The organism is Moorena sp. SIO4A5, from assembly GCF_010672005.1.
Classification (GTDB): Bacteria; Cyanobacteriota; Cyanobacteriia; order Cyanobacteriales; family Coleofasciculaceae; genus Moorena.
Genome location: NZ_JAAHHZ010000027.1, coordinates 14,320 through 35,794, shown reverse-complemented (window position 1 = coordinate 35,794; position 21,475 = coordinate 14,320). Strand labels below are relative to the sequence as shown.

Annotated in this window: 28 protein-coding genes and 3 pseudogenes; 13 read left to right on the top strand and 18 right to left on the bottom strand. The window is 41.1% G+C overall.

Translation table 11 applies throughout. The features are described from left to right. The first annotated feature begins 20 nt into the window (after positions 1-20). The 3 genes from F6K57_RS10025 (at position 21) to ureE (ending at position 2,072) form a co-directional block, all read left to right on the top strand. Complete coding sequence (locus F6K57_RS10025) at positions 21-533, top strand: DUF4168 domain-containing protein (protein ID WP_293023392.1); 513 nt, start codon at positions 21-23, stop codon at positions 531-533. A gap of 309 nt (positions 534-842) precedes the next feature. Next, a complete protein-coding gene (locus tag F6K57_RS10020) occupies positions 843-1,289 on the top strand; it encodes a DUF4168 domain-containing protein (protein ID WP_293023394.1) in 447 nt (148 codons plus the stop codon). A 351-nt stretch (positions 1,290-1,640) separates the two neighbouring features. Then, positions 1,641-2,072 (top strand): urease accessory protein UreE, encoded by a 432-nt coding sequence (gene ureE / locus F6K57_RS10015; RefSeq protein WP_293023396.1) that lies wholly within the window; start codon positions 1,641-1,643, stop codon positions 2,070-2,072. Between the two features lie 51 nt (positions 2,073-2,123). On the opposite strand, the gene F6K57_RS10010 is transcribed toward ureE, so the two are convergent. After that, entirely contained in the window at positions 2,124-2,513 is a 390-nt protein-coding gene (locus F6K57_RS10010) for an alr0857 family protein (RefSeq protein WP_293023398.1), read from the bottom strand. Next, complete coding sequence (locus F6K57_RS10005) at positions 2,485-3,048, bottom strand: HNH endonuclease (RefSeq protein ID WP_198954014.1); 564 nt, start codon at positions 3,046-3,048, stop codon at positions 2,485-2,487. The genes F6K57_RS10010 and F6K57_RS10005 overlap by 29 nt, the downstream gene beginning before the upstream one ends. A gap of 428 nt (positions 3,049-3,476) precedes the next feature. Between F6K57_RS10005 and F6K57_RS10000 the strand changes: the two genes are divergently transcribed. Then, entirely contained in the window at positions 3,477-3,818 is a 342-nt protein-coding gene (locus tag F6K57_RS10000; protein WP_293023401.1) for a hypothetical protein, read from the top strand. Positions 3,819-3,957: 139 nt separating this feature from the next. On the opposite strand, the gene F6K57_RS09995 is transcribed toward F6K57_RS10000, so the two are convergent. From F6K57_RS09995 to F6K57_RS09980, 4 genes are all read right to left on the bottom strand, one after another. Then, complete coding sequence (locus F6K57_RS09995; protein ID WP_293023403.1) at positions 3,958-5,397, bottom strand: S-layer homology domain-containing protein; 1,440 nt, start codon at positions 5,395-5,397, stop codon at positions 3,958-3,960. A 173-nt stretch (positions 5,398-5,570) separates the two neighbouring features. After that, positions 5,571-5,798 (bottom strand): hypothetical protein, encoded by a 228-nt coding sequence (locus F6K57_RS09990; RefSeq protein ID WP_293023406.1) that lies wholly within the window; start codon positions 5,796-5,798, stop codon positions 5,571-5,573. Positions 5,799-6,068: 270 nt separating this feature from the next. Continuing rightward, a complete protein-coding gene (locus F6K57_RS09985; protein ID WP_287253693.1) occupies positions 6,069-6,323 on the bottom strand; it encodes a type II toxin-antitoxin system RelE/ParE family toxin in 255 nt (84 codons plus the stop codon). After that, on the bottom strand, positions 6,323-6,583 hold the full coding sequence (locus tag F6K57_RS09980; RefSeq protein WP_293023410.1) for a type II toxin-antitoxin system prevent-host-death family antitoxin: 261 nt from the start codon (positions 6,581-6,583) through the stop codon (positions 6,323-6,325). Before F6K57_RS09980 ends, F6K57_RS09985 begins: the two co-directional genes overlap by 1 nt. Before the next feature lie 138 nt (positions 6,584-6,721). Between F6K57_RS09980 and F6K57_RS09975 the strand changes: the two genes are divergently transcribed. After that, the gene (locus tag F6K57_RS09975) at positions 6,722-6,940 is read left to right on the top strand and encodes a hypothetical protein (protein WP_293067031.1); all 219 of its coding nucleotides are present in this window, start codon (positions 6,722-6,724) and stop codon (positions 6,938-6,940) included. A 319-nt stretch (positions 6,941-7,259) separates the two neighbouring features. Here the strand turns inward: F6K57_RS09975 and F6K57_RS09970 are convergent, their stop codons facing one another. From F6K57_RS09970 to F6K57_RS09960, 3 genes are all read right to left on the bottom strand, one after another. Next, positions 7,260-7,514: a hypothetical protein gene (locus F6K57_RS09970; protein ID WP_293023417.1), complete on the bottom strand. Its 255-nt coding sequence runs from the start codon at positions 7,512-7,514 to the stop codon at positions 7,260-7,262. A 212-nt stretch (positions 7,515-7,726) separates the two neighbouring features. Next, complete coding sequence (locus F6K57_RS09965) at positions 7,727-7,849, bottom strand: hypothetical protein (protein ID WP_293023419.1); 123 nt, start codon at positions 7,847-7,849, stop codon at positions 7,727-7,729. A 91-nt stretch (positions 7,850-7,940) separates the two neighbouring features. Then, complete coding sequence (locus F6K57_RS09960) at positions 7,941-8,144, bottom strand: hypothetical protein (RefSeq protein ID WP_293023421.1); 204 nt, start codon at positions 8,142-8,144, stop codon at positions 7,941-7,943. Between the two features lie 105 nt (positions 8,145-8,249). Here F6K57_RS09960 and F6K57_RS09955 point away from each other — a divergent pair, with 105 nt between their 5' ends. Next, positions 8,250-11,327, top strand: coding sequence for a DUF4407 domain-containing protein (locus tag F6K57_RS09955; protein ID WP_293023424.1), 3,078 nt, complete (start codon positions 8,250-8,252; stop codon positions 11,325-11,327). A 12-nt stretch (positions 11,328-11,339) separates the two neighbouring features. On the opposite strand, the gene F6K57_RS09950 is transcribed toward F6K57_RS09955, so the two are convergent. After that, positions 11,340-11,546, bottom strand: coding sequence for a hypothetical protein (locus tag F6K57_RS09950; protein WP_075899041.1), 207 nt, complete (start codon positions 11,544-11,546; stop codon positions 11,340-11,342). After that, positions 11,543-11,740: a DUF433 domain-containing protein gene (locus tag F6K57_RS09945; protein WP_293023443.1), complete on the bottom strand. Its 198-nt coding sequence runs from the start codon at positions 11,738-11,740 to the stop codon at positions 11,543-11,545. The genes F6K57_RS09950 and F6K57_RS09945 overlap by 4 nt, the downstream gene beginning before the upstream one ends. A 428-nt stretch (positions 11,741-12,168) precedes the next feature. Between F6K57_RS09945 and F6K57_RS09940 the strand changes: the two genes are divergently transcribed. The 3 genes from F6K57_RS09940 (at position 12,169) to F6K57_RS09930 (ending at position 12,987) form a co-directional block, all read left to right on the top strand. Beyond that, positions 12,169-12,303 (top strand): hypothetical protein, encoded by a 135-nt coding sequence (locus tag F6K57_RS09940; RefSeq protein ID WP_269086991.1) that lies wholly within the window; start codon positions 12,169-12,171, stop codon positions 12,301-12,303. 50 nt (positions 12,304-12,353) lie between these two features. Beyond that, the gene (locus tag F6K57_RS09935) at positions 12,354-12,608 is read left to right on the top strand and encodes a hypothetical protein (protein ID WP_143727581.1); all 255 of its coding nucleotides are present in this window, start codon (positions 12,354-12,356) and stop codon (positions 12,606-12,608) included. A gap of 100 nt (positions 12,609-12,708) precedes the next feature. Continuing rightward, complete coding sequence (locus F6K57_RS09930) at positions 12,709-12,987, top strand: hypothetical protein (RefSeq protein WP_075899039.1); 279 nt, start codon at positions 12,709-12,711, stop codon at positions 12,985-12,987. Between the two features lie 12 nt (positions 12,988-12,999). Here the strand turns inward: F6K57_RS09930 and F6K57_RS09925 are convergent. Continuing rightward, positions 13,000-13,155: pseudogene (locus F6K57_RS09925) on the bottom strand (IS630 family transposase); the annotation flags it as partial. A gap of 247 nt (positions 13,156-13,402) precedes the next feature. After that, a pseudogene (locus tag F6K57_RS09920) lies at positions 13,403-13,742 on the bottom strand (transposase); the annotation flags it as partial. Here F6K57_RS09920 and F6K57_RS09915 point away from each other — a divergent pair. Continuing rightward, the gene (locus F6K57_RS09915) at positions 13,660-14,013 is read left to right on the top strand and encodes a hypothetical protein (protein ID WP_293023446.1); all 354 of its coding nucleotides are present in this window, start codon (positions 13,660-13,662) and stop codon (positions 14,011-14,013) included. The pseudogene F6K57_RS09920 and the gene F6K57_RS09915 sit on opposite strands and share 83 nt — an antisense overlap. Here F6K57_RS09915 and F6K57_RS09910 read toward each other — a convergent pair. From F6K57_RS09910 to F6K57_RS09890, 5 genes and pseudogenes are all read right to left on the bottom strand, one after another. Continuing rightward, a pseudogene (locus F6K57_RS09910) lies at positions 13,920-14,402 on the bottom strand (hypothetical protein); the annotation flags it as partial. The gene F6K57_RS09915 and the pseudogene F6K57_RS09910 overlap by 94 nt on opposite strands. Before the next feature lie 323 nt (positions 14,403-14,725). After that, the gene (locus F6K57_RS09905; protein ID WP_075898734.1) at positions 14,726-15,847 is read right to left on the bottom strand and encodes an acyl-CoA dehydrogenase family protein; all 1,122 of its coding nucleotides are present in this window, start codon (positions 15,845-15,847) and stop codon (positions 14,726-14,728) included. A gap of 95 nt (positions 15,848-15,942) precedes the next feature. Further along, positions 15,943-16,122 carry a hypothetical protein gene (locus tag F6K57_RS09900; RefSeq protein WP_269087119.1) on the bottom strand — a complete coding sequence of 60 codons (180 nt, stop codon included), beginning with the start codon at positions 16,120-16,122 and terminating at the stop codon, positions 15,943-15,945. Positions 16,123-16,264: 142 nt separating this feature from the next. Beyond that, positions 16,265-18,253 (bottom strand): NAD(P)-binding domain-containing protein, encoded by a 1,989-nt coding sequence (locus tag F6K57_RS09895; protein ID WP_293023431.1) that lies wholly within the window; start codon positions 18,251-18,253, stop codon positions 16,265-16,267. A gap of 200 nt (positions 18,254-18,453) precedes the next feature. After that, complete coding sequence (locus tag F6K57_RS09890) at positions 18,454-19,686, bottom strand: transposase (RefSeq protein WP_293023434.1); 1,233 nt, start codon at positions 19,684-19,686, stop codon at positions 18,454-18,456. Between the two features lie 340 nt (positions 19,687-20,026). Between F6K57_RS09890 and F6K57_RS09885 the strand changes: the two genes are divergently transcribed. From F6K57_RS09885 to F6K57_RS09875, 3 genes are all read left to right on the top strand, one after another. After that, the gene (locus F6K57_RS09885) at positions 20,027-20,233 is read left to right on the top strand and encodes a hypothetical protein (protein ID WP_293023449.1); all 207 of its coding nucleotides are present in this window, start codon (positions 20,027-20,029) and stop codon (positions 20,231-20,233) included. Positions 20,234-20,832: 599 nt separating this feature from the next. Then, positions 20,833-21,339 carry a pentapeptide repeat-containing protein gene (locus F6K57_RS09880; protein ID WP_293023437.1) on the top strand — a complete coding sequence of 169 codons (507 nt, stop codon included), beginning with the start codon at positions 20,833-20,835 and terminating at the stop codon, positions 21,337-21,339. Beyond that, entirely contained in the window at positions 21,308-21,469 is a 162-nt protein-coding gene (locus tag F6K57_RS09875) for a hypothetical protein (RefSeq protein ID WP_293067022.1), read from the top strand. Before F6K57_RS09880 ends, F6K57_RS09875 begins: the two co-directional genes overlap by 32 nt. Positions 21,470-21,475: the final 6 nt, after the last annotated feature.

Here is a 21,475-nt window from a genome sequence, read left to right as displayed (position 1 = left end):
TTTGCTTTTAATTGATCATCATGCTCACTGCTAACTCTCTAAAACTTAGCTTGACCCAACTTTTCTCCCAATCTCTACTTGTCGGAGGACTTACTGCTATTAGTTTGCTATCTGGATTTATCCCTGAGCTTTCTGAAGACTCTTATACCCTTGTTATTAGCACTTCAGCCTATGCTCAAGATGTCACCTCTGACATTAGTCCTAATGACGTCACTCAATATGCTGAAGTTCTATTACAAATAGAGCCTATTCGCGCATCTGCCTATGAAAAAATCACTACAATCCTAGGAGAGCCACCAGAAATTTTGTGCGATGACTCCGAGAGCATCAATAAGCTCCCCTCGACCGCCCAAGAGATTGCTAAAGATTACTGCCAACAGTCAGAGGTAATTGTCTCTAAGTATTTTCCCGAAGGAGGAAATAAACGCTTCAACGAAATTACTATTGAGATGCAAGATAATCAAACTTTACGGGAACAGATTCAAAGTGAATTAGTGCGTATTCAACAAGCAAAATTTGACGCTAGCTTTTAGCTAGATATAGCTCTAAGAATCAGCAACTTATTCCCTTGAAGCATAACTTCAACCATAACTTCAACCATAATTAAATGTTTTTGGTTAAAGCGTAAGGCTCTCAACGTTCCTCTTGGGCAAGCAGTAAGACGAGTTGTACACCTGGGAATTATCAATCAAGTTTACACCGATAATGGTATAGTTATCAGAAAAAGAACCATAATAGCTAGCCACTAGCAATAGTAAAAAATAGACTAATCCAGCTTTCGGCAAAGCCGACGCTGCGCGAACAGGCTAGCCAGTGCAGGTCGCTGATCTCCCAAAAAACTAATGAGCAAATTTATCTATCCCTTGGGATGGCTTGCCGGAATGATAGTGGTTTTGGTTGGATGTTCTTCCAGTCCAGACCCTGACCCCACGGCAGCTATCCCCACAGTAGCCTCATCTGAAGTGAAGAGTCAGGAATTGAAGAATTACGCCAAAGCTGTTCTGGCGATCGATCAAAATCGTCAAGGTGTCTACGAGGATATTCAGGAATTAACCAAAGACAAGGACAAGATAGTTCCTGAAATTAACTGCACCCAAGTAAAAACCATAGCAGCTCTACGTCGAAATATCCGAGATCTGGCTGTAAACTACTGTAACCGCTCGAAAACCATTGCTGAAAGTCATGACTTGACCATATCTCGATTTAATTCAATTACGGTTAGCGCTCAATCCGATCAGAAGTTACAACGGCGAATCCACAATGAACTAGTTCGCTTACAACAAAATTGATAATATGTCAAGCTTGTAGGGTGGGCAAAAGCGGTCAGCGGTCAGCGGTCAGCCGTGAGCTAAAGGCTCACGCTGCGCGAACAGCTTTGTGGCACAGGCTTCCAGCCTGTGACTTCACTGAGATTAAACCAATGCTTACCTGTTTTATTTCTTATTAAAAAGCTGATAGCTGATAGCTGATAGCTGATAGCTTACCTTTGCTCACCTTACTTTAATTGGTATTTTTTTTACACGCAAGCTTGTAGGGTGGGCAAAAACAGTTTGGTTCTTTTGAGTATTCACGATCAGATTACTTTGCCCACCCTACTTTAATTGGTATTTTAGTCTGAATTCAGCAATGGTCAATTTCCAATGCTCACCTTTACCAAACGCCTCACAGCTAATCAGAATACTAAAGTCGGTTTTACCCTCTCCTTGACAGCGGAAGAACGTACCCGAACGCGCCACCGCTTTGAAACAGCGGATGGTGAAAATTTGTATTTGCGTTTGCCTAGGGGCAGTGTCTTGCAGGATGGGGATTTACTGGAAGCGGAAGATACAAAGGTGATGATCCGAATTGCTGCTAAACCAGAACCGGTACTCACTGTCACCTCCCAAAAACCGGTGAATTTGCTGCGAGCTGCTTATCATTTGGGTAATCGCCATGTGCCTTTAGAAGTAACGGCTAGCTATTTAAGATTATCTCCTGACCCGGTTTTGCAGGCCATGTTAGAGCAGTTGGGGGTAGAGGTACACCAGGAAGTGGTACCGTTTCAACCAGAAATCGGTGCCTATCGACATTGAGAACGTTTAAGAGAACTGTAAAAAAAAGGCACACCTAAGTGCGCCTCTTGATCAATCCTTCGGAACAGAAGCCCGATGGTTAGCCTCTTGCCACAGCTGATAGAGAAAAAACTCAACAGCATAGTTCATTGCTGTTACAAAAATTCCCTCTTCATCCTCTGGATCTGACGTTAGCCAGGTGCCTTGTAGGCTTACTTCAACATATTCCGCATCACAAATCGATAATGCGATCGCATCTGTTTTGTCTTGCCGCACAAACACCTCTAATTGCCTGAGGTGGGGCAAGTTAGCTGGTAGCAAAAATGAGGCAGTGCTGGGTTCGATATAGAAACTTGCACCCGCACGGAGCGAGACAAGGGTTCGTGTGGTTACCCATTCTTCTAGGGATTGAGCCAAACGCTCTAGATAAAAGCTATTTTCGGTATAAATCAGTTTCAGCATTACCTGTAACCTCCTCCTCTAACCGATTGATTTGCTGTTGACGCCAAAACTGTTCCGCAAAAGCAACAGCTGGATGCATGGGTGCTTTGGGCTGCCTGGGTAATTTCATTCCCGCTTGGTGGGGAGTGCGGTTGCCTTTAAGGCTATTACAACTCTCACATGCCGTAACGACGTTGTCCCAACTGTGTTTTCCGCCTTTTGACCGAGGAATGACATGGTCAAGGGTTAGCTTTTTGGTGCTGCCACAGTATTGGCACCGATGCTTGTCCCGTCTTAAGACCTCCCGCCGATTTACTGGAGGAACTCGCCAAGTTGGTTCGGTTTCGGTAAGTATCAAGCGGATATGGCTTGGTACCAAGATCACTACACTAGGGGAACGGACTTTGTAGCCCTTACCACCAAAGAAATCGATTGGTTCAGCTTTGCCGGTAACCAACAGAGCAATCGCTCGTTTGATATTGACTCGATTAATAGGTAAGTAGTTTTTGGAAAAAACCACTACCGATTGCTTTAACACCTCAGTTGTGCTTGTCACGGATTGACTCCTCATAAACCAAACCCCCGCTTCTGTTTGTCAGGAGCGGGGGCGTTTAAGATTTTTTAGGGTAGGCTGATTGCTATGTCAGTAGTGCTAGCGTTCGCCTATACCTCCCGCTGTGTCTATTTAGTTTCAGATTGATCTCTGGCCGACAATTGACTGGTTGTGAATCATGCCTTCTATACTCGACTGTTCTCTGTGCGATCGAGTCATATTTGCCCCTAAACAAAAGCTCCACCCATATTGCCCCGAATCCAGAACCGCCGAAGCAGTTGATATCTGAGCAATTGGTGGAGGAGGTTAAATGATGACTCATAGAAGATGAAATGTTTGAAGGCGAAATTTGTGAAAAACGATTTTCAAGCCGCTTTTTAAATACTACACTTGTATTACGGGAATGTCCAGATATTTGGAGGAAAAAATTAATGCCTACACTCACCCGTCAAAACTCAACCACTGATATGGAAGTTACCAGCATCCGTCTGGAGCGACAGTTGAAAGATAAACTCAAAGAACTTTCTGGCACTCAGGGCTATCAAGCTCTGATTCGAGATATTCTCTGGAACTATGTCCAGCACAAGTCTGGTGATTATCGACCTCAATTTTGTAAGTCTGATATCAGAGCCAGCATTCAAGCGATCGCTGAGCGCAAAGAGCGTTGTGTACTAACTGGCAAGTATATAGAACCCCAAGAGCCCATGTTATTAGGACTTACGATCAACGGAGAGATGCTTCCCCTCAGTATCGGTAGTCTGTCCGACTGTTAAGCATTTGCCTCGATACAAGTGAAGAGACATGCGTTCGCTGAAAGCGGGGCTGAGGCCTTTGGCCACGCTTCGCGAACGCCCATCGCATGTCTCTTCTCAATCCTTGACTAGGCACTAACTAGGAACTTTTGTAGGTTAGTTAGCGAGTTGGAACCTTCAACTGTGGCACTTGCGGAAGCTCAAGTTTTGGTGCTTCTAGAACTGCTGGAGCTTCTGGTGTTGCTGGCATTTCTTCAGTGTCCATAGCTTCTGGGATTTCTTCAGTGTCCATAGCTTCTGGGGCTTCTGGCATTTCTGGCATTTCTGGCGTTTTAGTAGCTACTTGGAGATATAAATCAGAACCCAGTGTTAGTGGTAAATCATTTTCCGGATCAATGATTATAGGATTTTGCTGCTCCGGTTGTTGATTAGAATCACCACCAGTTAAGACACCAGTCAAAATATTAACCGCAGCACCTTCTAATGTTTGTGTCTCCGTATCATCAGGCTTAGCATCAGTAACCAGTTTCGAGGTAGCATTGATGGTGTTATAGGATAATTCACCAATTTTAAGTTTTTGAGCTACAAACTGAGTACCAAGAAACTCAGAACCACTATACCGAGGTACTAATTGACCCTCAATCTCGCTGTCTTTTGGAATTAAGACTATTCCTTGATCATTTTTGATGTCCTCAGCTACTAACAGCGTCATATCAATAGTTTCACCACGCTCCACAGCCACCTTGTCTGATACTGTGTAGGCTACATTAATCATTGTGCCTTTGGAAACTTGATATTCCTTAGTTTCAAAGGAGTCATCCTTACTAGTCATTGACTCAGTGGACTCAGTGGAATCAGTTTTTTCAGTTGTCTCAGTTGATTCCATCAGGCTGTCGTCACCCACAGGTTTAGTCTCTCCCGTCAGCTGAGCAATATATTGAGAGGCTGGATGTTGACTAGACAGGGGAGCTAATACCTCTTCATTCACTAAAGCTTGATGAATAAAGGCTGCCACTTCAGCACGGGTAGCAGGTTGACCAAAATCGAGATAGGTTACATTCGGGTAGTTAACCACCATAGCCTTTTCGGTAGCAGCCGCAACGCTATCTTTGGCATAGTCAGGGATTCGGGATAGGTCTTCATAGGAAGAGAGAGTGTTCTTGACTGAAGTGCTAGAGTATAAACCCAAACCATTGGTTAATGACACCAATACTTGTCCCCGAGATAGTGGCGAAGATGGACGTAGTTGGCTATTAGATTTATCCTGCTCAGTTAGGTTACGACTTACCCAATACTCAGCCACTTCACGATCAAATGTTTTGGGCAAGGCTAAATTATTTTCGCTGAAAGCTTGGCTCACCATCGCAGAGAACTGAGCGTAAGTAACAGCTTGATCAGGTTTAAAGGTGCCATTGGCATATCCATTTACCAGGTTTTCTGCTGCCAACCCTTCAATGAACGGTTTTGCCCAATGACCTTGAATATCAATAAAGCTAGTTTGGTTTGGAACCGCAATTACCATCGGCGCAGTCACACCAGTTACTATTCCCAACAGCAACATGGCAGTGCTTGTGGAATTCCAAGTAGACGCACTAGACATAGAACACAACTCTCCTGATTTAGATAACTCTTCCAGATAGCTCAACTCCTTAGTTATCAGAGTTGATAGCCTCTCAAACACCATCCCCAGACGCACAGGTGACCTGAAAGTTCCCAGGTTTTCAAAAAAAGATCGGTAGAGGTAGGCGAGTCAGATCAAGTCCGGTTAATCAGTTACAAAAGGGAATCGGGAATCGGGAATAGGGAATAGGGAATAGGGAATCGGGAGTCGGGAATCGGGAATCGGGAATCGGGAATCGGGAGTCGGGAATCGGGAATCGGGAATCGGGAATCGGGAATCGGGAATCGGGAGTCGGGGTAAGACGAAAATTTACTGTACCTCGTCAGTATGATAAACGCTATAAAAATGTTTCCTATCTCCCTATTTCCCCATCTCCCCATCTCCCTACTCCCTGCTCCCTGCTCCCTACTCCCTAAAACCCAGGACTTTCACGCCTCACCTATTTGATAAATACTATAAAAATACTATAGTCATGACTTATCGCCCAACAGCATCCACTTTGTTAACGCACCCTACAAGATGGGCGATTGGCTTTGGCCTTTGGGCCACGCGGGGCGCGTTTGGCCACGCTACGGGATTTACCGTTCGCACAGCGTCGGGCTTTGCCCGAAAGGTCACGCTACGCGAACGCACTATGCAATACCATTATTTTATTCTCCATAATGAGTTTTGGCGCGGTGAATATAGATCAGCTTCTGCTCATTGTCAATTGTGTAAATAATTCTATCTTTATAACTTAAACGCATAGAAAAGAAACCAGCAAGATTGCCCACCAGCTTTTTCCCAGCATAAGGATTTATACTGATCGTGTCCTGAATCATTGTTTTAAGTTTTTGCTTTAATTTTGGCGTAAGTTTGGCAACATCCTTTTTAGCCTCTTTAGTAAAACGAACTTCATAAACCATCAATCAATATCTCCCAAGACTTCATCTAGGGAGTAGGTTTCATTACTGTTTATTTGTTCAAGGGATCTTTGTAGGCTTTCCCTCATTCCAGGTATTGAAAGTAATTCTAAGGTTTCTTGTAAGCTTTCATAGTTTTTTCGAGAAATTAAAACAGCAGAGCCATTAGAAATCTCTATTTCATAAACTTTGTTTTCTTCTGTAACTGATTCAACTAGGTTAATTAACTCTTTTTGGGCAGCAGTAACCGTCAGTTTTTCCATTTTATTGATTTCCTATTTTTGTTATTATAGCAGTTTTAAATTCGGTAGAGAAGGAATATATTAGTCTGATCATATTTAGGAATCGCGTAAGCATTCAGCCGTCAGAAATGAAACCGGCAAGATGCCGGTTCCACCAAGATGCCCATTCCACAACAATATGCAATGCCTAATAACCTTGGCCTTGGCCTTTGGGCCACGCTACGGGAATGGCCACGCTACGGGAATGGCCACGCTACGCGAACAACCTTCAACCTAATCACCTACCCTTCAAAAAGGCCAAAGGCGAACAAGTTAATAACCTTCAACATCCCAACCTTCAACCTTCAACCTTCTAACCTTCAACCTTCAACCTTCTAACCTTCAACATCCCAACCTTCAACCTTCTAACCTTCAACCTTCAACCTTCTAACCTTCAACATCCCAACCTTCAACATCCCAACCTTCAACATCCCAACCTTCAACATCCCAACCTTCTAACCTACCCTACGGGAACGCCAAAGGCGAACAACTCCAAAAAAAAATAGCCGCAGAAATACCTTCCACGGCTAGGAAATTTTACTATGCCTGAACTTTGTACACCAACCCAGAAATAATCCGATCCGATTGGCCAAAGGTCACCCTAGGCGAACAGATTTGATTCTTGGGCTAGGGGGGGAACCCCCCCTACTAAGTTAGTCTAATCTAGAATTATGTACTTCGTCATAGTCGTGATGAATTCGCCAGGAATTCCAGTCGGCTGAAGGGGGCTCCAGTCGGAAATTTGGGCATAACGCAGTGCAGAAAGGGTATACATGGTGTTGCTTATTGCCCGGCGGGAGCCCTTCAGAATGTGCTGAACGGGGTATTTTTTTGGAGAAGGTTCCTGAGGAGTATTACTAGGAGTGATCTCCTCAGGATTGTTTTCTGGATTCGGGCGAAAGTTGTCAGGCATAGTTCAAAATTGGTTTTGAAGTTAAGGATATAATCATAACGATTATATCCTTAAGTGTCAAGGGTTTTTAGAAATTTTTTTTTGAGGGGTAATTGAAAGAAATCGTACGGTAATGGAATGGAAGCTTGTTTGAAAAAAAAGGGAATATGGGATAGGGATTGTAATGGTTTTAAGTCACTTTATGAGATAGGAAATACTTAATTGACCAAAGGTCAATCGCAAAGTGCCCCAGAATGCGATCGCGTAGCGGCTCGTACCGAGCATCCCGTAGCGGCTCGTACCGAGCATCCCGTAGCGTGACCATTCGCGTAGCGTGGCTTAAAGGCCAAGGTCAATCGCTTCCCAACAGAATTCCATAATCTTATATACTACTTTTTGAATGTAGAGAACCCAGAACCATGAAAAGCGATCACGATGGTCATCATCTCACCCTCGACTCATTCGAGAACGACAGGATCGTTCCCCTGCAATGGAAGGTAATTGGGACTGTTGCTGCCAGTAACACTCAAACAACTGACAAAAGTCGTCTACTTCACAGAACATACGGGTGATATCCAAACGCGATAGAATATTGGTCATACCTGGCTCAGACTCAATTGCTTCAAATCTAGTCGAGCGCCTTTCTTTCACCTTTGTGCAGTTCGTCCAACTCACGTTACAATAATAACGATTAAGGTAGCGAAAGAGTATTTTTTTTTCAATTCATTAGTTAACTAATTAACTAAATTTGTTGTTATGGCAATTGATCGGGTACCTGGCGTTTATGTAATCTCTCAAGATGAGGTTGGAATTGTCTATAAAAAGTTTGGTAGTCCTTTACCATCTAATCGTCAAATTGCTCTTAATGGAGAAATGGGTTGGCAGGTTGATACTCTTGGTCCTGGACGACATTTCCGCTCTAGGTTGACCTATAAAGTTTTCAAACAAAAGGCTATACAGATTGATAAAGATGAAATTGGATTAGTAACAGCCAACGATGGTGCTTCTCTTCCCACAGGTAAAATGTTTGGTAAAGTTGTCGAAGAATGTGATGACTTTCAAGATGGTCGTGCTTTTATCAACAATGGTGGTCAACGGGGTAGGCAGTTAGGTATTTTAAGAAATGGTATTTATCGGATTAATCCTCAACTTTTTTCTGTTGAAATAAGGCCAATTACTCATATTAATGACTATGAAATTGGCTTAGTAGAAGCGAAAGATGGCAAGCCACTTCCGATTGGGGGAAAAACCTTTGGTGATGCTGTTGAATGCAACAATTTTGAGGATGCTCAAGCATTTATTGATAATGGGGGATCTAGGGGACAACAGTTAAAGATTCTTACTACTGGCAAATACGCAATTAATACAGAACTTTTCAAAATTAAGAGAGTTGAACTTATCAAAATTGGAGTTAATGAAGTAGGGTTAGTGGAAGCAAGGGATGGTGAGCCACTTCCACTTGGTCAGAACTTTGGTAAAGTTGTTGAATGTGGCACTTTTCAGGACGCTGAAGCATTTATCAAAAACGGCGGTCAACAAGGGAACCAATTAGCAATTATTCCTCCTGGAATTCACTACATTAATACAGAGTTGTTTAAAGTTCACAATGTCCCACTAATTAATATTCGCTCAGGGGAGATAGGGCTAGTTATTGCTCAAGATGGTGCTGAACTACCACCAGGACAAATACTAGCTAAAGCTGTAGATTGCGAGAATTTTCAGAATGCTGAAGCCTTTCTCAACAACGGTGGTCAACAAGGTAAACAGCGAGCAATTCTTACTGAAGGTTACTATAGAATAAACACTGAACTATTTACAGTAGTTACTACTGACAATGCCAAGCAATATGGACTGAATCCAGAACAATTAAAAGTTTACAGAGTTGAATCAGGTAAAATTGGTATTGTTACCACTTTTGATGGTAAGCCCTTACCAGGAGGGGACATTGCGGGAGCAGTTATTGAGGGACATAATAAGTTTCAGGAGCCACAGGAGTTTATTGATAAAGGTGGCTATCGAGGTTTACAAGAAGAATTTATCGAAGAAGGTTTTTGGAGTTTAAATCCTTGGTTTGTGGAAGTTGAACAAGTTCCTTTAACTAATATTAAAACTGGAACAGTTGGAGTTTTAATCTCAAATGTTGGTAAGAATAGCCAAGCAAATCAAGAGCAAACTACTTATGGTTCTCAGTTTAATATCGGGTATAAAGGGATTCAGAACATACCAATAGAAGCTGGAACACATCCTATCAATACAAGAGTGAAAAGTATAGTAATAGTTCCTGTCCATGAAATAACTTTGGACTGGAGGACAGATAAAAATAAACCAGCAACCAACTACGATTCTAATTTGGAAACCTTAAAGCTTCGCTCAAAAGATGGCTTTATTTTGAATCTTGAAGTCACACAGGTTATTAATATTTATCCCAAAAATTCCCCTAAAATGATATCTCGTGTGGGTTCACCAAATGCTAATAGTTATAAGCAAGTTGAGGAACAAGGAGGAGTTCTTAGCTGCTTGTCTAATGGTGCGGTTAAATATAGCTCCATTAAAAACCTTGTGAATAGGGTATTAGAACCGATGGTTGATAATTACTTCCGTAATTCCGCTCAAGAATATAATGTCTTAGACTTCTTACAACAACGGGATCAAATCCAGGAACGAGCTACAGAACATATCAAAAGTGCTCTTAATGCTTATGGTGTTGAAGCGGTTGGTACTTTTATCAACGAAATTGGCTTACCAGCTGAACTTCAACACCTAATACAGGCTCCAACAATTAAAGATAATTTAAATTCACTAGAAAAATTCTTGCTATGGTCTGCTGGTGCAGATCATGATATTTTGGCACAAAAAGAATGTTTGACAGAACGATATAAATATACAGCAATTGGTACCACGGTTTTGCTAACATCAACAACGGCTATTTTTTCCGGTGGTTATGCTCTTTTTACAGTATTCGGTTCTGTAGCAGCTTCTTGTGTAGGAGGAACTTTTTGGAGTTTTATAGTTTTTAACTTAGATCGTTTTTTAATTTTAAGCTCTAAGAGAAGAAAATCGGATTCAAATTCAAACTTGCCATTTATTGCAGCAACAATTCTTCGATTAGTAATAGCCTTATTATTGAGCTTTGTGGTTGCTAAACCCCTTGAATTGAGGCTTTTTGAAAAAGAAATTAACCAGAAAATAGAACAAGATAAAAATGAGATAAGAGAAGAAAAAATTAACGAACCAATAAAAGAATTGGAGCAAGAAATTAAAGGATTAAATCAAGAAAAGGACAAGTATAAAAATGAATGGAAGGACGCCGAAAATGTGGCTAATGCAGAAGCAGAAGGTACACAGGGAACAGGCCAATTTGGAAAAGGAATTGTTTATCAAGACAAACGAAATTATGCAGATGAAATAAAACAAAAATTTATTGAATTAGATAATAAAGTTAAGGATAAAGAGGAAAAAATAGAGAACCTTAGGCAAGAACGTAACCTGATTTTGCAGTCACCAGACAGTAACTTAGAACAACTGAAAGAACAAATTGACAAAGAATCAGATGGCTTCTTAGCCCGTCTTGTTGCTTTAGAAGAACTATCTAAAGACGATCCGAATATTCGTAATATTAATTGGCTAATAACTGCCTTATTCGTCACTATTGAAATCTCACCTATATTAGTTAAACTTTTGTCTGGCAAAGGTCCTTATGATTATTTACTTGAACAGAAAGAAAGTCAGGAAAATTATAATGAATATTTCCGCATTAAAAAAGAACAAAGACTTCTATTATCTGAAGAATTATCAAAAAAATACATGAAAAAAATTAATGATTTTGAACAGTAAATTAGTAAGGATTCAGGTCTCGAAAGAAGGGATGAGGGAAGGAGGTTCCGTTAAATGACCCGATTGAGCCATGAGAGCTTGCTCGTTCGCGTAGCGTGACCAAAGGTCAAAGAAATCCATCACCGACCGTTGTTGAAAACGACAAGTTTGGACTGGTCCCTGTTGACGCACTAATTGAACAGTTAAAGGAGAGACACCCATATCTGCTAAAAACTTCATGCTGCACTTCTACTGAAGAGCCGAACTTGCTCACTAACTAAAAATGCTGCATACAGAAGACTAGCTTTAATATCTTCTGCTTCTAGATAGGGATAAGCTTCAATAATTTCGTTGACATCCATACCGTCGGCTACCAAACTCAGTACTAGAGATACTGTAATCCTCATGCCTCGAATACAAGCACGTCCTCCCATTATTTGGGGATCAAAGCGATGCAGCAAGGGAACAGGGGAGGCAGCGCGGTCTTGGGGGTTCCCCCCATGAGCGACTGCCGTGGTTTCCCCCACTCGCGCTTTGCATCAAGACAGGTAATGCGTTCAAATACCAGTTTATTATCTGTCATAGCTCACACCTTGTATAGTGGTTTTTAATTGAGTGAGGTACTTCAGTCCTGGGTTTTAGGGAACAGCGGATCTGGGAACAGGGAACAGAGAAGAGGCAAGAGGAATCCCCCCTAACCCCCCTTAGTAAGGGGGGCGGGCAAGAGGCAAGAGGGAAAAAATCCTGTGTACCTCATTAGGCTATAAATTGCTGTATTTTTCTTCACTATATTAGTAATTCCCTTACTTGATGGGATCAGCTCCGCTAGTGCCGTAGGCGATCGCAATTCCAAGAGCCCCAGATGATTTCCTACGATATTGTCGGGTGGACGGGTGAGTTTTCGGTGCGTTACACTTTGTTAACGCACCCTACAAGATGGGCGATTGACCTTGGCCTTGGCCTTTGGGCCACGCTACGCGAACGCACTTTGGAGTAATGACTTCCTAGTCAGTATTGCCAATTCACAAAGCAACTCACAAAGCAACTATGAAAAAACCAACCTTAGATGCAGCCTCTAGAAAACCGACTGAAGAAAATCCCGAAGAAATACGCCAAAAATTTACCGCTCTTGCTTCCCAAGGTCGTCAAGAAGTAGAGGCGTTATCCTCGACTGTCGAAATGTCAAAACATCCCGCTTATCAAGAAATCATCAAGATGGGAGAAGGGGTAATTCCTTTTTTATTGGAAGATTTGCAGCAAAACCCGCTCTATTGGTTGCCTGCTTTAGGTCAGATTACCTAAGAAAACCCAGTTCTGCCAGAACAACGGGGAAAAATCAAACTAATGGCTCAAGCATGGTTAAATTGGGGAAGACAAAAGGGTTATATTGCTTGAGTTTTTCATGGGAGAAGCTATACACTTAGAGTTACGTTTTCCTAATTTAGCGCGGACTCAATATACTGTTACCAGTCCAAAATCCCAAGAATATAACTGTTTTGCTTGGGTGGCTGGCGATCGCGAAAGATGGTGGCAACCTACGCCAGAATATCAGTTTTATTGGGTTGAATGCGTACCGAAAGAAGAAACATTATCTGCCTATATTCAAGCCTATCAAACATTGGGTTATACACCATGCCAGAGCGAGTTTCTAGAGTTTGGTTATGAGAAAATTGCGCTATAGCAATTCTCATAGTCATGAGGTACAGTAACAGCAGTGAGTAAACCAATTCCGAATATCTTCCTTAGTGACTTTTAAGATGGCATCGGCAATCCCCTCTATTAAATCTTTGTAAGTTCTGGCTTTAATCTTTTTCAAGATTGCTTTGACTTTTGACCAAAAATTTTCGATGTCTTGATGCAATAGCGAGTGGTTTGTTCGCGTTCGCCTTTGGCGTGGCCTACGGCCAAGCGTCGGCTACGCCGAAGTTACCGTTTCGAGAGGGTCGCCTTATTAAAAAATATTTAACCAAAGGTGCGCTTTCCGTAGGCGAATTAAATTCGCCACGGGTCGCACCTCTTTTCTGCATAACCTGCTGACATTAAAGGCTCCACTCTCTAAGGTTTCGTCTCCGGGGAAACCCCCAAGACCGCGCTGCATCGCTTGGTGAAAACTCGGGAGAATAGGGGGGTAAATAAATCAGTTTTGCTCCCGCTTGTTCAATTAATTCTCTAACCATTTCTCCTTCATGGATTTTAGCATTATCCATTATTACACAGGCATTTTTACAGAAATAACTTAGTAACTAAATTTTTAGCAATAACTGCTTCAAAAGTTACTCGATTAACTCCTCCAGATATATTACTAGATGCCACGACTTTTTATAAAGATAAAGCACCTATTACGGAGATATTTTTGCCTCAGGCTCTTTTCAGTGGTTTTTTACCTCTGGCTCTTTTCCCTTTTAAGGCTCTAGCATACATCCTAACCATTGTCAAGATGCAGTCGCTCATGGGGGAAACCACGGCAGACCGCGAGTGGGGGAGACCACGGCAGTCGCTCATGGGGGGAACCCCCAAGACCGCGCTGCCTCCCCAAGACCGCACTGCCTCCCCAAGACCGCGCTGCATCGCTGCTAAATTTACTCCCGATTCATCTATTAAAATCAAATATTATGCCGGGATATCTCGGATATCTGACCAAAACTTTAGTCGTTTTATTTGGACTATTTCTGACTCTTTTTCCGCTGCATATAATGTTTTTTTTTAAGTATAATCGAGTTGTTTGATTAGTCTTGCCATCGTGGCTCGACTTACGCGAATTTGGATCTTTATTTCTAGTAAATCACAAAGTTCAACTAACGTAGCATCATTATTTGTTTCAATTATTTCTCCCAAATCTATTAATTGCTCGACCCTAAGTTTGCGTGGCGGACTTACCCCTTGACGTTGCTGTGCGACCCCGGTCGGGAAACCCGACCTAGGGAATGCGCACCAAGAGAGGGGTTTAATATCTCCGGTTTCTCGATGTTGTTTTAGTAATTTTTGAATAAAGCTTTTGGCTACACCAAAACGTTGAGCTAAGTTTCGGATTGATAAATTTTATTTTTTATGGATTTCTAGAATTTTTTGCCGAAAGTCAAGAGAGTAAGGTTTCATCCGAAATTTGTATCACTAACTATCTAATCTATTTATTAGTGTACCTCATAGCTATGAGAAACGCTATAGCACTAAGAGGATATCTGAAAAGTTTTTTTATACTGAATTTTGCCCCCCTAGCCCCCCAACTTTGGGGGGAATAAGAGTCAATTTGCTTCTAAAAGTCCCCCAAAATTGGGGGATTTAGGGGGCTTGGATGTAGCAAATGAGACTTCTCAGACAACCTCTAAGATGGCAGATTAGGAAAGATTAGGACGTATAGATTTTCTTTGTGTTCTTTGTGGCTTTGTAGTGAGTTCTCCTCGTGTCCTAACACCTAATACCTAATTCACCAACTGAGCAAGAGTTGCTTCCATAACAGCCCTTGTTTGACCTAAGACTGTGAACACCAATGCCTCACGATATACTCGCTGTGCGCCATGATGTCGGTAATTAGCGGCACCACTAGAAACAGTAACTGCTGCTGCAGTACAACGTTGCGCTAAATTAATTGCCCAAGCGCGGAGTTGTAGCCGTTCTTCGCAAGACTGAGAATCAGGTGTTAGTGCCGCCATCATTGCTGATTGACAACGTTTGAGTTCTTCGTTGAAGGCATCAAATGCTTGCTTGATGAAGGGAAGTTGTTTAGTCTGGTAAACAGCCTCTATGATATCGAGACCTGCTCTAGTATTGCCCAAGCAGTCAAACCCGTGATTCAGAACATTCTTTCGATCGTTCTCATGAATTGCACCAGTGGGTTTAATGAAGACAACACGCTCTTCAGGTAAGAACCAATGAGTAAGCTCTGCCGTAACGGTATTGGTTGAGGACATTGCCCCTAATTCCATTGGCTTACTAAAAGTAATTGCTCCCCCAGTCTCTTGCATGGTTTCAATAAACGGCAACATACCATAAACTGCCCGACCATCGGGAAGTGTTGCACCCAAAATAAAATCTTGAAAGAAACCAAAACCCGTTACCCAAGGTACTTTTCCTTCTATCTGATACCCACCTGCTACAGGAATAGCTTTAACCATTGACTTGCCTTGGCGTCGCAGATGGGAAAAGCCAATGCCAAGCAACACCTGTCCTTGGCTCATATAAGGCAGATATTGCCACTTTAAAGATTCATTGTCAGTGTTGGTGAGGAATTCTCCTGCACTTTGGTGTTGGGTGTGCAGAAATGCCAACGCACCAGAGTAACGGGGAATGAGCTGCTGGAAGTGGCGAAAGGTTAGCTCACTAACTCCAGTACCTCCCCAAACCTTAGGAATCTGCAGTGCCAATAAAGAGCGAGCACCCATTCCCTGAAGTGCCGCTCTTAATACTTCTGGATTATCATCAATTTCTGACGCTACTGGTGCAACAAACTCCCGGAGATAAGACTCAGCAATTTCTAACAGCGCTTGTTGCTCATCTCGATTACTCTCTGTGTTCTCTGTGACTCTGTGGTGAGTTCTACTCATGTCCTAACGTATTCCCATAGTGGTTAAAAACACCGAACTCAGGATGCTTTAGGAGCATCCCGAAGGGTATGCACATCCTACAATCAGTAAATCACCTAAGTAGTAGAAGTGTTAATCAATGCCTGCTGTAGGCGGATTTTGTCCCTACCGTGCTGATGGAAAATCACCCAAGATTCAATGAGATCGGGACCGTGAACATCTCCAGTGAGTGCAGCACGGAGCGATCGCACGAGGGATCCTTTTTTCACTTTCTGCTCTTTAGTGACCTTTTTAATAATCTGCCCAGCCTAATCTGCACTCAGCTGTGACAGATCACTAATAGCATCAAGGATGGCTTGCAGTACTTGTGAAGCACCTTCAGCTTGTAGCCGTTGAGCTGCTTCTTCACTAAATTCGACTCACTCAGTCAAGAACATCCTACTCATATCTACTGCTTCTGGCAAGCGAGTCAGACTCAGCCCAATCAAGTATCCTCTTAAATGTGCCATCTGAATAAACCATTACTTCAGAAGGTAACTCTTTTCCTGGGAAACCTGAAGCCATTACTATTCCATAAGCCCCTGTATTTCTAATTGCCAGGATATCTCCTTCTTGTACTTGAGGTAGTTTTCTCTCTTTGCCTAAAAAGTCTGATTGCAATACAGTATTGCCTCTTATGTCATAAGTTTCTGTCTCTCCTGTTTTACCAACAGCCTCAATTTCGTGGTATGCTCCATATATTCTTGGTCTTGGAAATTCTCCGAACCCTGCATTGATTGATATCTGCTTTTTACCAGTCAATTGTTTAACATTTGTTACTTTGGCATAAAGTGTTCCTGCCGTTGCTACAACCGATCTACCAGGCTCTATTTTTAATTTTACATCCCTTCCAAGATGGTCTGATAATTCTTTTGTTAATCTTGAATAGTATTCTCCTATTCCAGCAAAATCAAATTTTGATTCAGTTTTTCTTCCAGGTACGCCAAAACCACTTCCAAAATTTACATATTCTAAATCTGGAAATTGCTTTGCACATTCCATCAAATAATTTGAAGAGTGTATTAAAGGTTCTGACTCTAAAATATTAGATGCGAGATATCCGTGTATTTCATTGATTCTACATCCATAATCTTGAGCAATTTGTTTTACTCTTGAAAAATAGTCTTGAGGTATACCTACATCTGAATCTTTTGGGGAATTAGTATAACCTTCAGGAAGTTCGATATCTTCTTTCATTTTAATTCTAATTCCAAAATTACCCCCTGCATTCAATTTACAATATTTCTCAACCTCTTCAACTGAATCCAAATTTACTTGCACTCCTTCTTGAACTAATCTCTCTAAACTTTCACTATCCAAACCAGTTGAAGTAAAAGAAATATCCCCATTACTGAATCCCACTTTCTTAACTAAATCAAGTTCGTGTATAGAATTTATTTGAACAAAGCCTCCTAATTGTAGGATTTTCCTTAATACCTCGCTATTACTATTACACATAACGGCATAATGTACCTGTTTATTTTCATAAGGTATTGAATCTATGATTAGTTCAAAGTTTCTTTTAATCTCATTTTCTTCATAAACATAAAGAGGTGTTCCATTCTCATTAATTATATCTAAAATATTTTGATTATTCAATTCATATTTACCACTCCATTCTAATTTGACTGATTTCATTCTTCCAAGTAATTCATCTGATAATCTCTCAATTGGGAAATTTTCAGAAACAAAATTAACTCCGACTCTACTTATTCCTCCTTTTGTACAAACATCATCTATTACTCTAAATCCAAATTCTTTTAACAAATCAGCAGTCTGATATAATGCATCAAAAATTATTTCTCTACCTTTCTCTTCATTTATTCCTTTTTTTGTAATTGATGTCAGATATCCTCTGATAAATTCAGAGATTATTGCAGGAGAACAACTTGCAAGATGCGTATATTCATCAAGATGTTCTTCAGGGACACAATAGACATTAGCAATTTGTGACAAATCTAAATAAACTCTTTCTGATTCTTGAGATTTATCTGCTACAAAAAGAATTGTGCCTTTTATTTTGTTTGTTATACTTGGGATTATTCTAACTAATTTTATTTTGCCTAAATTTTCATAGTAAGAATTTCTTTCTATAGATGCGACAGAAGTTACCAGAGTTTTTTCATTCAACTTTCCGTTTAAGTCTTGATATACATCAGGCAAATCCTGTGGTTTCACACACAGGTAAATATAATCACAATTAGAAATAACTTCTTGATTTGTCCCTTTATTTATTCCTGTATATATGACTATTCTTTTTAATCTTTCAGTACTTCTATTTGATGCATAGATTTGATCGGGATCGGCTACTCCGCTATCTACAAATCTATTAATTAGCATTTCACCAATTATTCCTGTTCCTATAAATCCATAATTTATCTTTTTCATTATTTGTTATTGTCTAGTAGTCAACAGAATAAGTATAACTCAGATCTTGCACCTGATTTTTAAAACGTAAGAATTTAGGTCATCGGAATCAGGGAAGGATAAGAAACCGTTGGGGAAACGGTAGCCTCAAGAGCTTGTCGGAAAAACTCCATAGCCGAAGGAACCTGGACACGGCAGGTTTGGATGACAGTGACATACTCCTACACTGACCTTTGCAGGTTCAGTATAGGCTTCTTCCCAACTCCACCTATCGGCTCGGATACTCGGGAAGCTTTATTTCCGACGGGATGCCCCACCGCCAACTTCAATATGTTGATTGCCGCATTCACATCACGGTCTTCTGTGTATCCACAGTGAGGACAAGAATGGATGCGATCTTTTAGTTTTTTAGGTACTTTTGTCCCACAACTGGAACAGTTTTGACTGGTATTTTTGGGATTTACTGCCTTCGTGATCAAACCAGCATTTTCAGCTTTGCTTGATAGAATTGACAGAAATTGACCCCAACCAGCGTCAAAAATGGATTTAGCCATCTTAGTTCTGGCCAAACCTTTGATATTTAACTTTTCGTGAGCAATTAGATCATGACTATCTAGTAAACCCTTCGCAGTTTTAAAATGAAAATCTTTTCGAGTGTCAGCAACCTTTTTGTGAGCTTTCCCTAATTTAGTGACAATTTTTTTTCTATTGTTACTACCTTTTTTAGATCTGCTGACAGTTTTTTGGATCCTCTTTAGTCGTTTTTGAGCTTTCCGATAATACTGGGGGATAGGAACCTCTGTTCCATCGGACTTGATCAAAAATGATTTGAGACCCATGTCTATCCCAATAGGGTTTGATACTTGTTCTATGGGAATCACACTAGGAACAGTATCGTCCTGTAGCGACAAGGTCACATAATACCCATCGGCTTTACGTGTGACTGTAGCAGTTTTGATTTTAAAACCGTCTGGAATAGGTCGATGATAAACCATCTTGACCCATCCAAACTTAGGTAGATTCAACTTGTTTCCTTGGATAGGATTTTTCGAGAAAGCGGAAAAAGTTAAGGATTTGTACCTGTTCTTGCCTTTAAATCTAGGTCTACCGCTCTTCTTCCCATTACAATCGCCTTTCAGGTACCTTTTAAATGCCAGGTCTACCCTTTTAACGCAATCTTGTAAGACATTAGCATGGATAGTTTTGTACCAGTGCCTATCTTTCTTTAACTGAGGCAGAGTTCTCTTTTGAGAAAAGTAATCAGGGTTGTTTCTTAACTCTGGTAAGTGGCAGATCAAAGGGCAGGAGTTGATAGAACAGCGATTTTGCTCATACCAGTTAAATCTGTCAGCCAATAGATAGTTGTATTGGTGTCGCAGCAGATCAAGCCATCTTTCTATTTCTGCTTCCTGTGATTTTGATAGCCTTAACCGATATTGATACGCTGTTCTCATTGTTGTCAATTCCTGTTTCTCGACCTATTATTAATCTAGCAGTCGTGGCGACAAAAGTCAACCCGTAATGAAAAGTAAAAAGCTTGTAGTTAGAGTTACCGAATTTGAAAAAAAGCAGTTACAGGAAGAGGCCGACAGAAGAGGAATGACTTACTCAGAATTGCTCAGAAGTTTTATAGCTCGTCTCCCACTCCCGAAAGACTCTGTGCAAAATTCCTCCCTGGAGACGAAACCTTAGATAGTGGAGCTTTATTACAAAAGATTTAACCCTTTTGCGCATAACCGACTAACCATAAAAGCTCCACTATCTTACGGTAACTTTAAGCACTCATACTACGTATTGAGATGTGGGGCTCCTTTTGCCGGAAAGCTGAGTAAATCGGCTGTTTCCCGAAACCGTTCTATGGAACGGGAACCGCCACAGACCTTACGTTTGGTCACTCCTGGACGCAATGCTCTTTCCGCTCGATTACTCGATTATTATCGGGTGGAACTTCTGGGTGGCCCTTGGAAATACCGGTCTTCAGTATTTAGTATGCTATGTTAACGTAAACCTTAAATAAAATCAAAAAAAATTTATCAAAGTATAGCCCGAAATGCCAGGGTAAACGCATCTTGTTGGGTAAGCGGGGGTAGTTCTCAATAAACCTGGCCTTATTGTGCTTATTGACAATTGCTTTTCAACATATAGTGTTTATTTAATTTTAAAAACACTATATATAGGATAAAAAAATTAGATGCGTTTACCCTGCCCGAAATGCCGCTTTAGTTGACTTCTAAGGATGAGCTATTGTTCACTAGAACTATCAGGGAAGTAATTTGAGGATATATAGCGTTGGGAGCATGTCAAATTCGCAGAACAAATGTACTAAAATAACTGATAACTGCTACTGAAGCCCCGAAAACACTTTAGTTCAAGCGTTTGTATTTCAAGTTTTCTTACAAAATTGACCTGCTCCCTATATAGCGTTTCTTATAGCTATAAGGTACACAGAATTTTTTACCTATTCCCTCTTCCATCTTACCTGCTTCCTGCTCCCTGCTCCCTGCTCCCTAAAGCCGAGAATTTTGTACCTCATGACTATGATAAGTGCTATAGTTACCCTTGTCAGCAAATTTTAATCAAAAGGAGGATTAGAGCAATTCATGAAGTACGGTAAGTACTTTCTACACCTGGCAGCCTTTCTACTAGCACTAACTATATTAGTCTTGCCTCTGCCAGCCCAAGCCCAAAGCGCTGCCACCATTAACGCTGACTTTGAAAACAAGGATCTAAGCGGTAAGGATTTCTCCGGTAAAAACTTTAGTTACAAGGTTTTTAGCAATGTCAATTTACAGTCAGCTAACTTGAGCAACGCTAAGTTTATAGGTGCGGATATTACCAAAGTTAATTTCACGAATGCTAACCTACATGGAGCCGATTTTACCTATGCATTCATTAATGGATCTACCTTCAAGAAAGCAGACTTAACCGATGCAGTGTTTGAAGATGCATTTATGTCGAAATCTAAATTTAAGGGTGCAGATATTACTGGCGCTGACTTCACGTTTGCAATTTTGGATTATAACCAAGACCGGAAGCTATGCAAAAAAGCTTCTGGTAAGAATACTATAACTGGTGTTGATACTCGCGATTCTTTATTCTGTTATTGAAATTAATCTAAGTATTCAGCGGTCAGTGGTCAGCGGTCAGTGGTCAGTGGTCAGTGGTCAGCGGTCAGTGCTCAGCCTTTGGCCTTTGCCTGTTACTGTAGTTTGCGTGGCACAGGCTTCTAGCCTGTGATCTAGC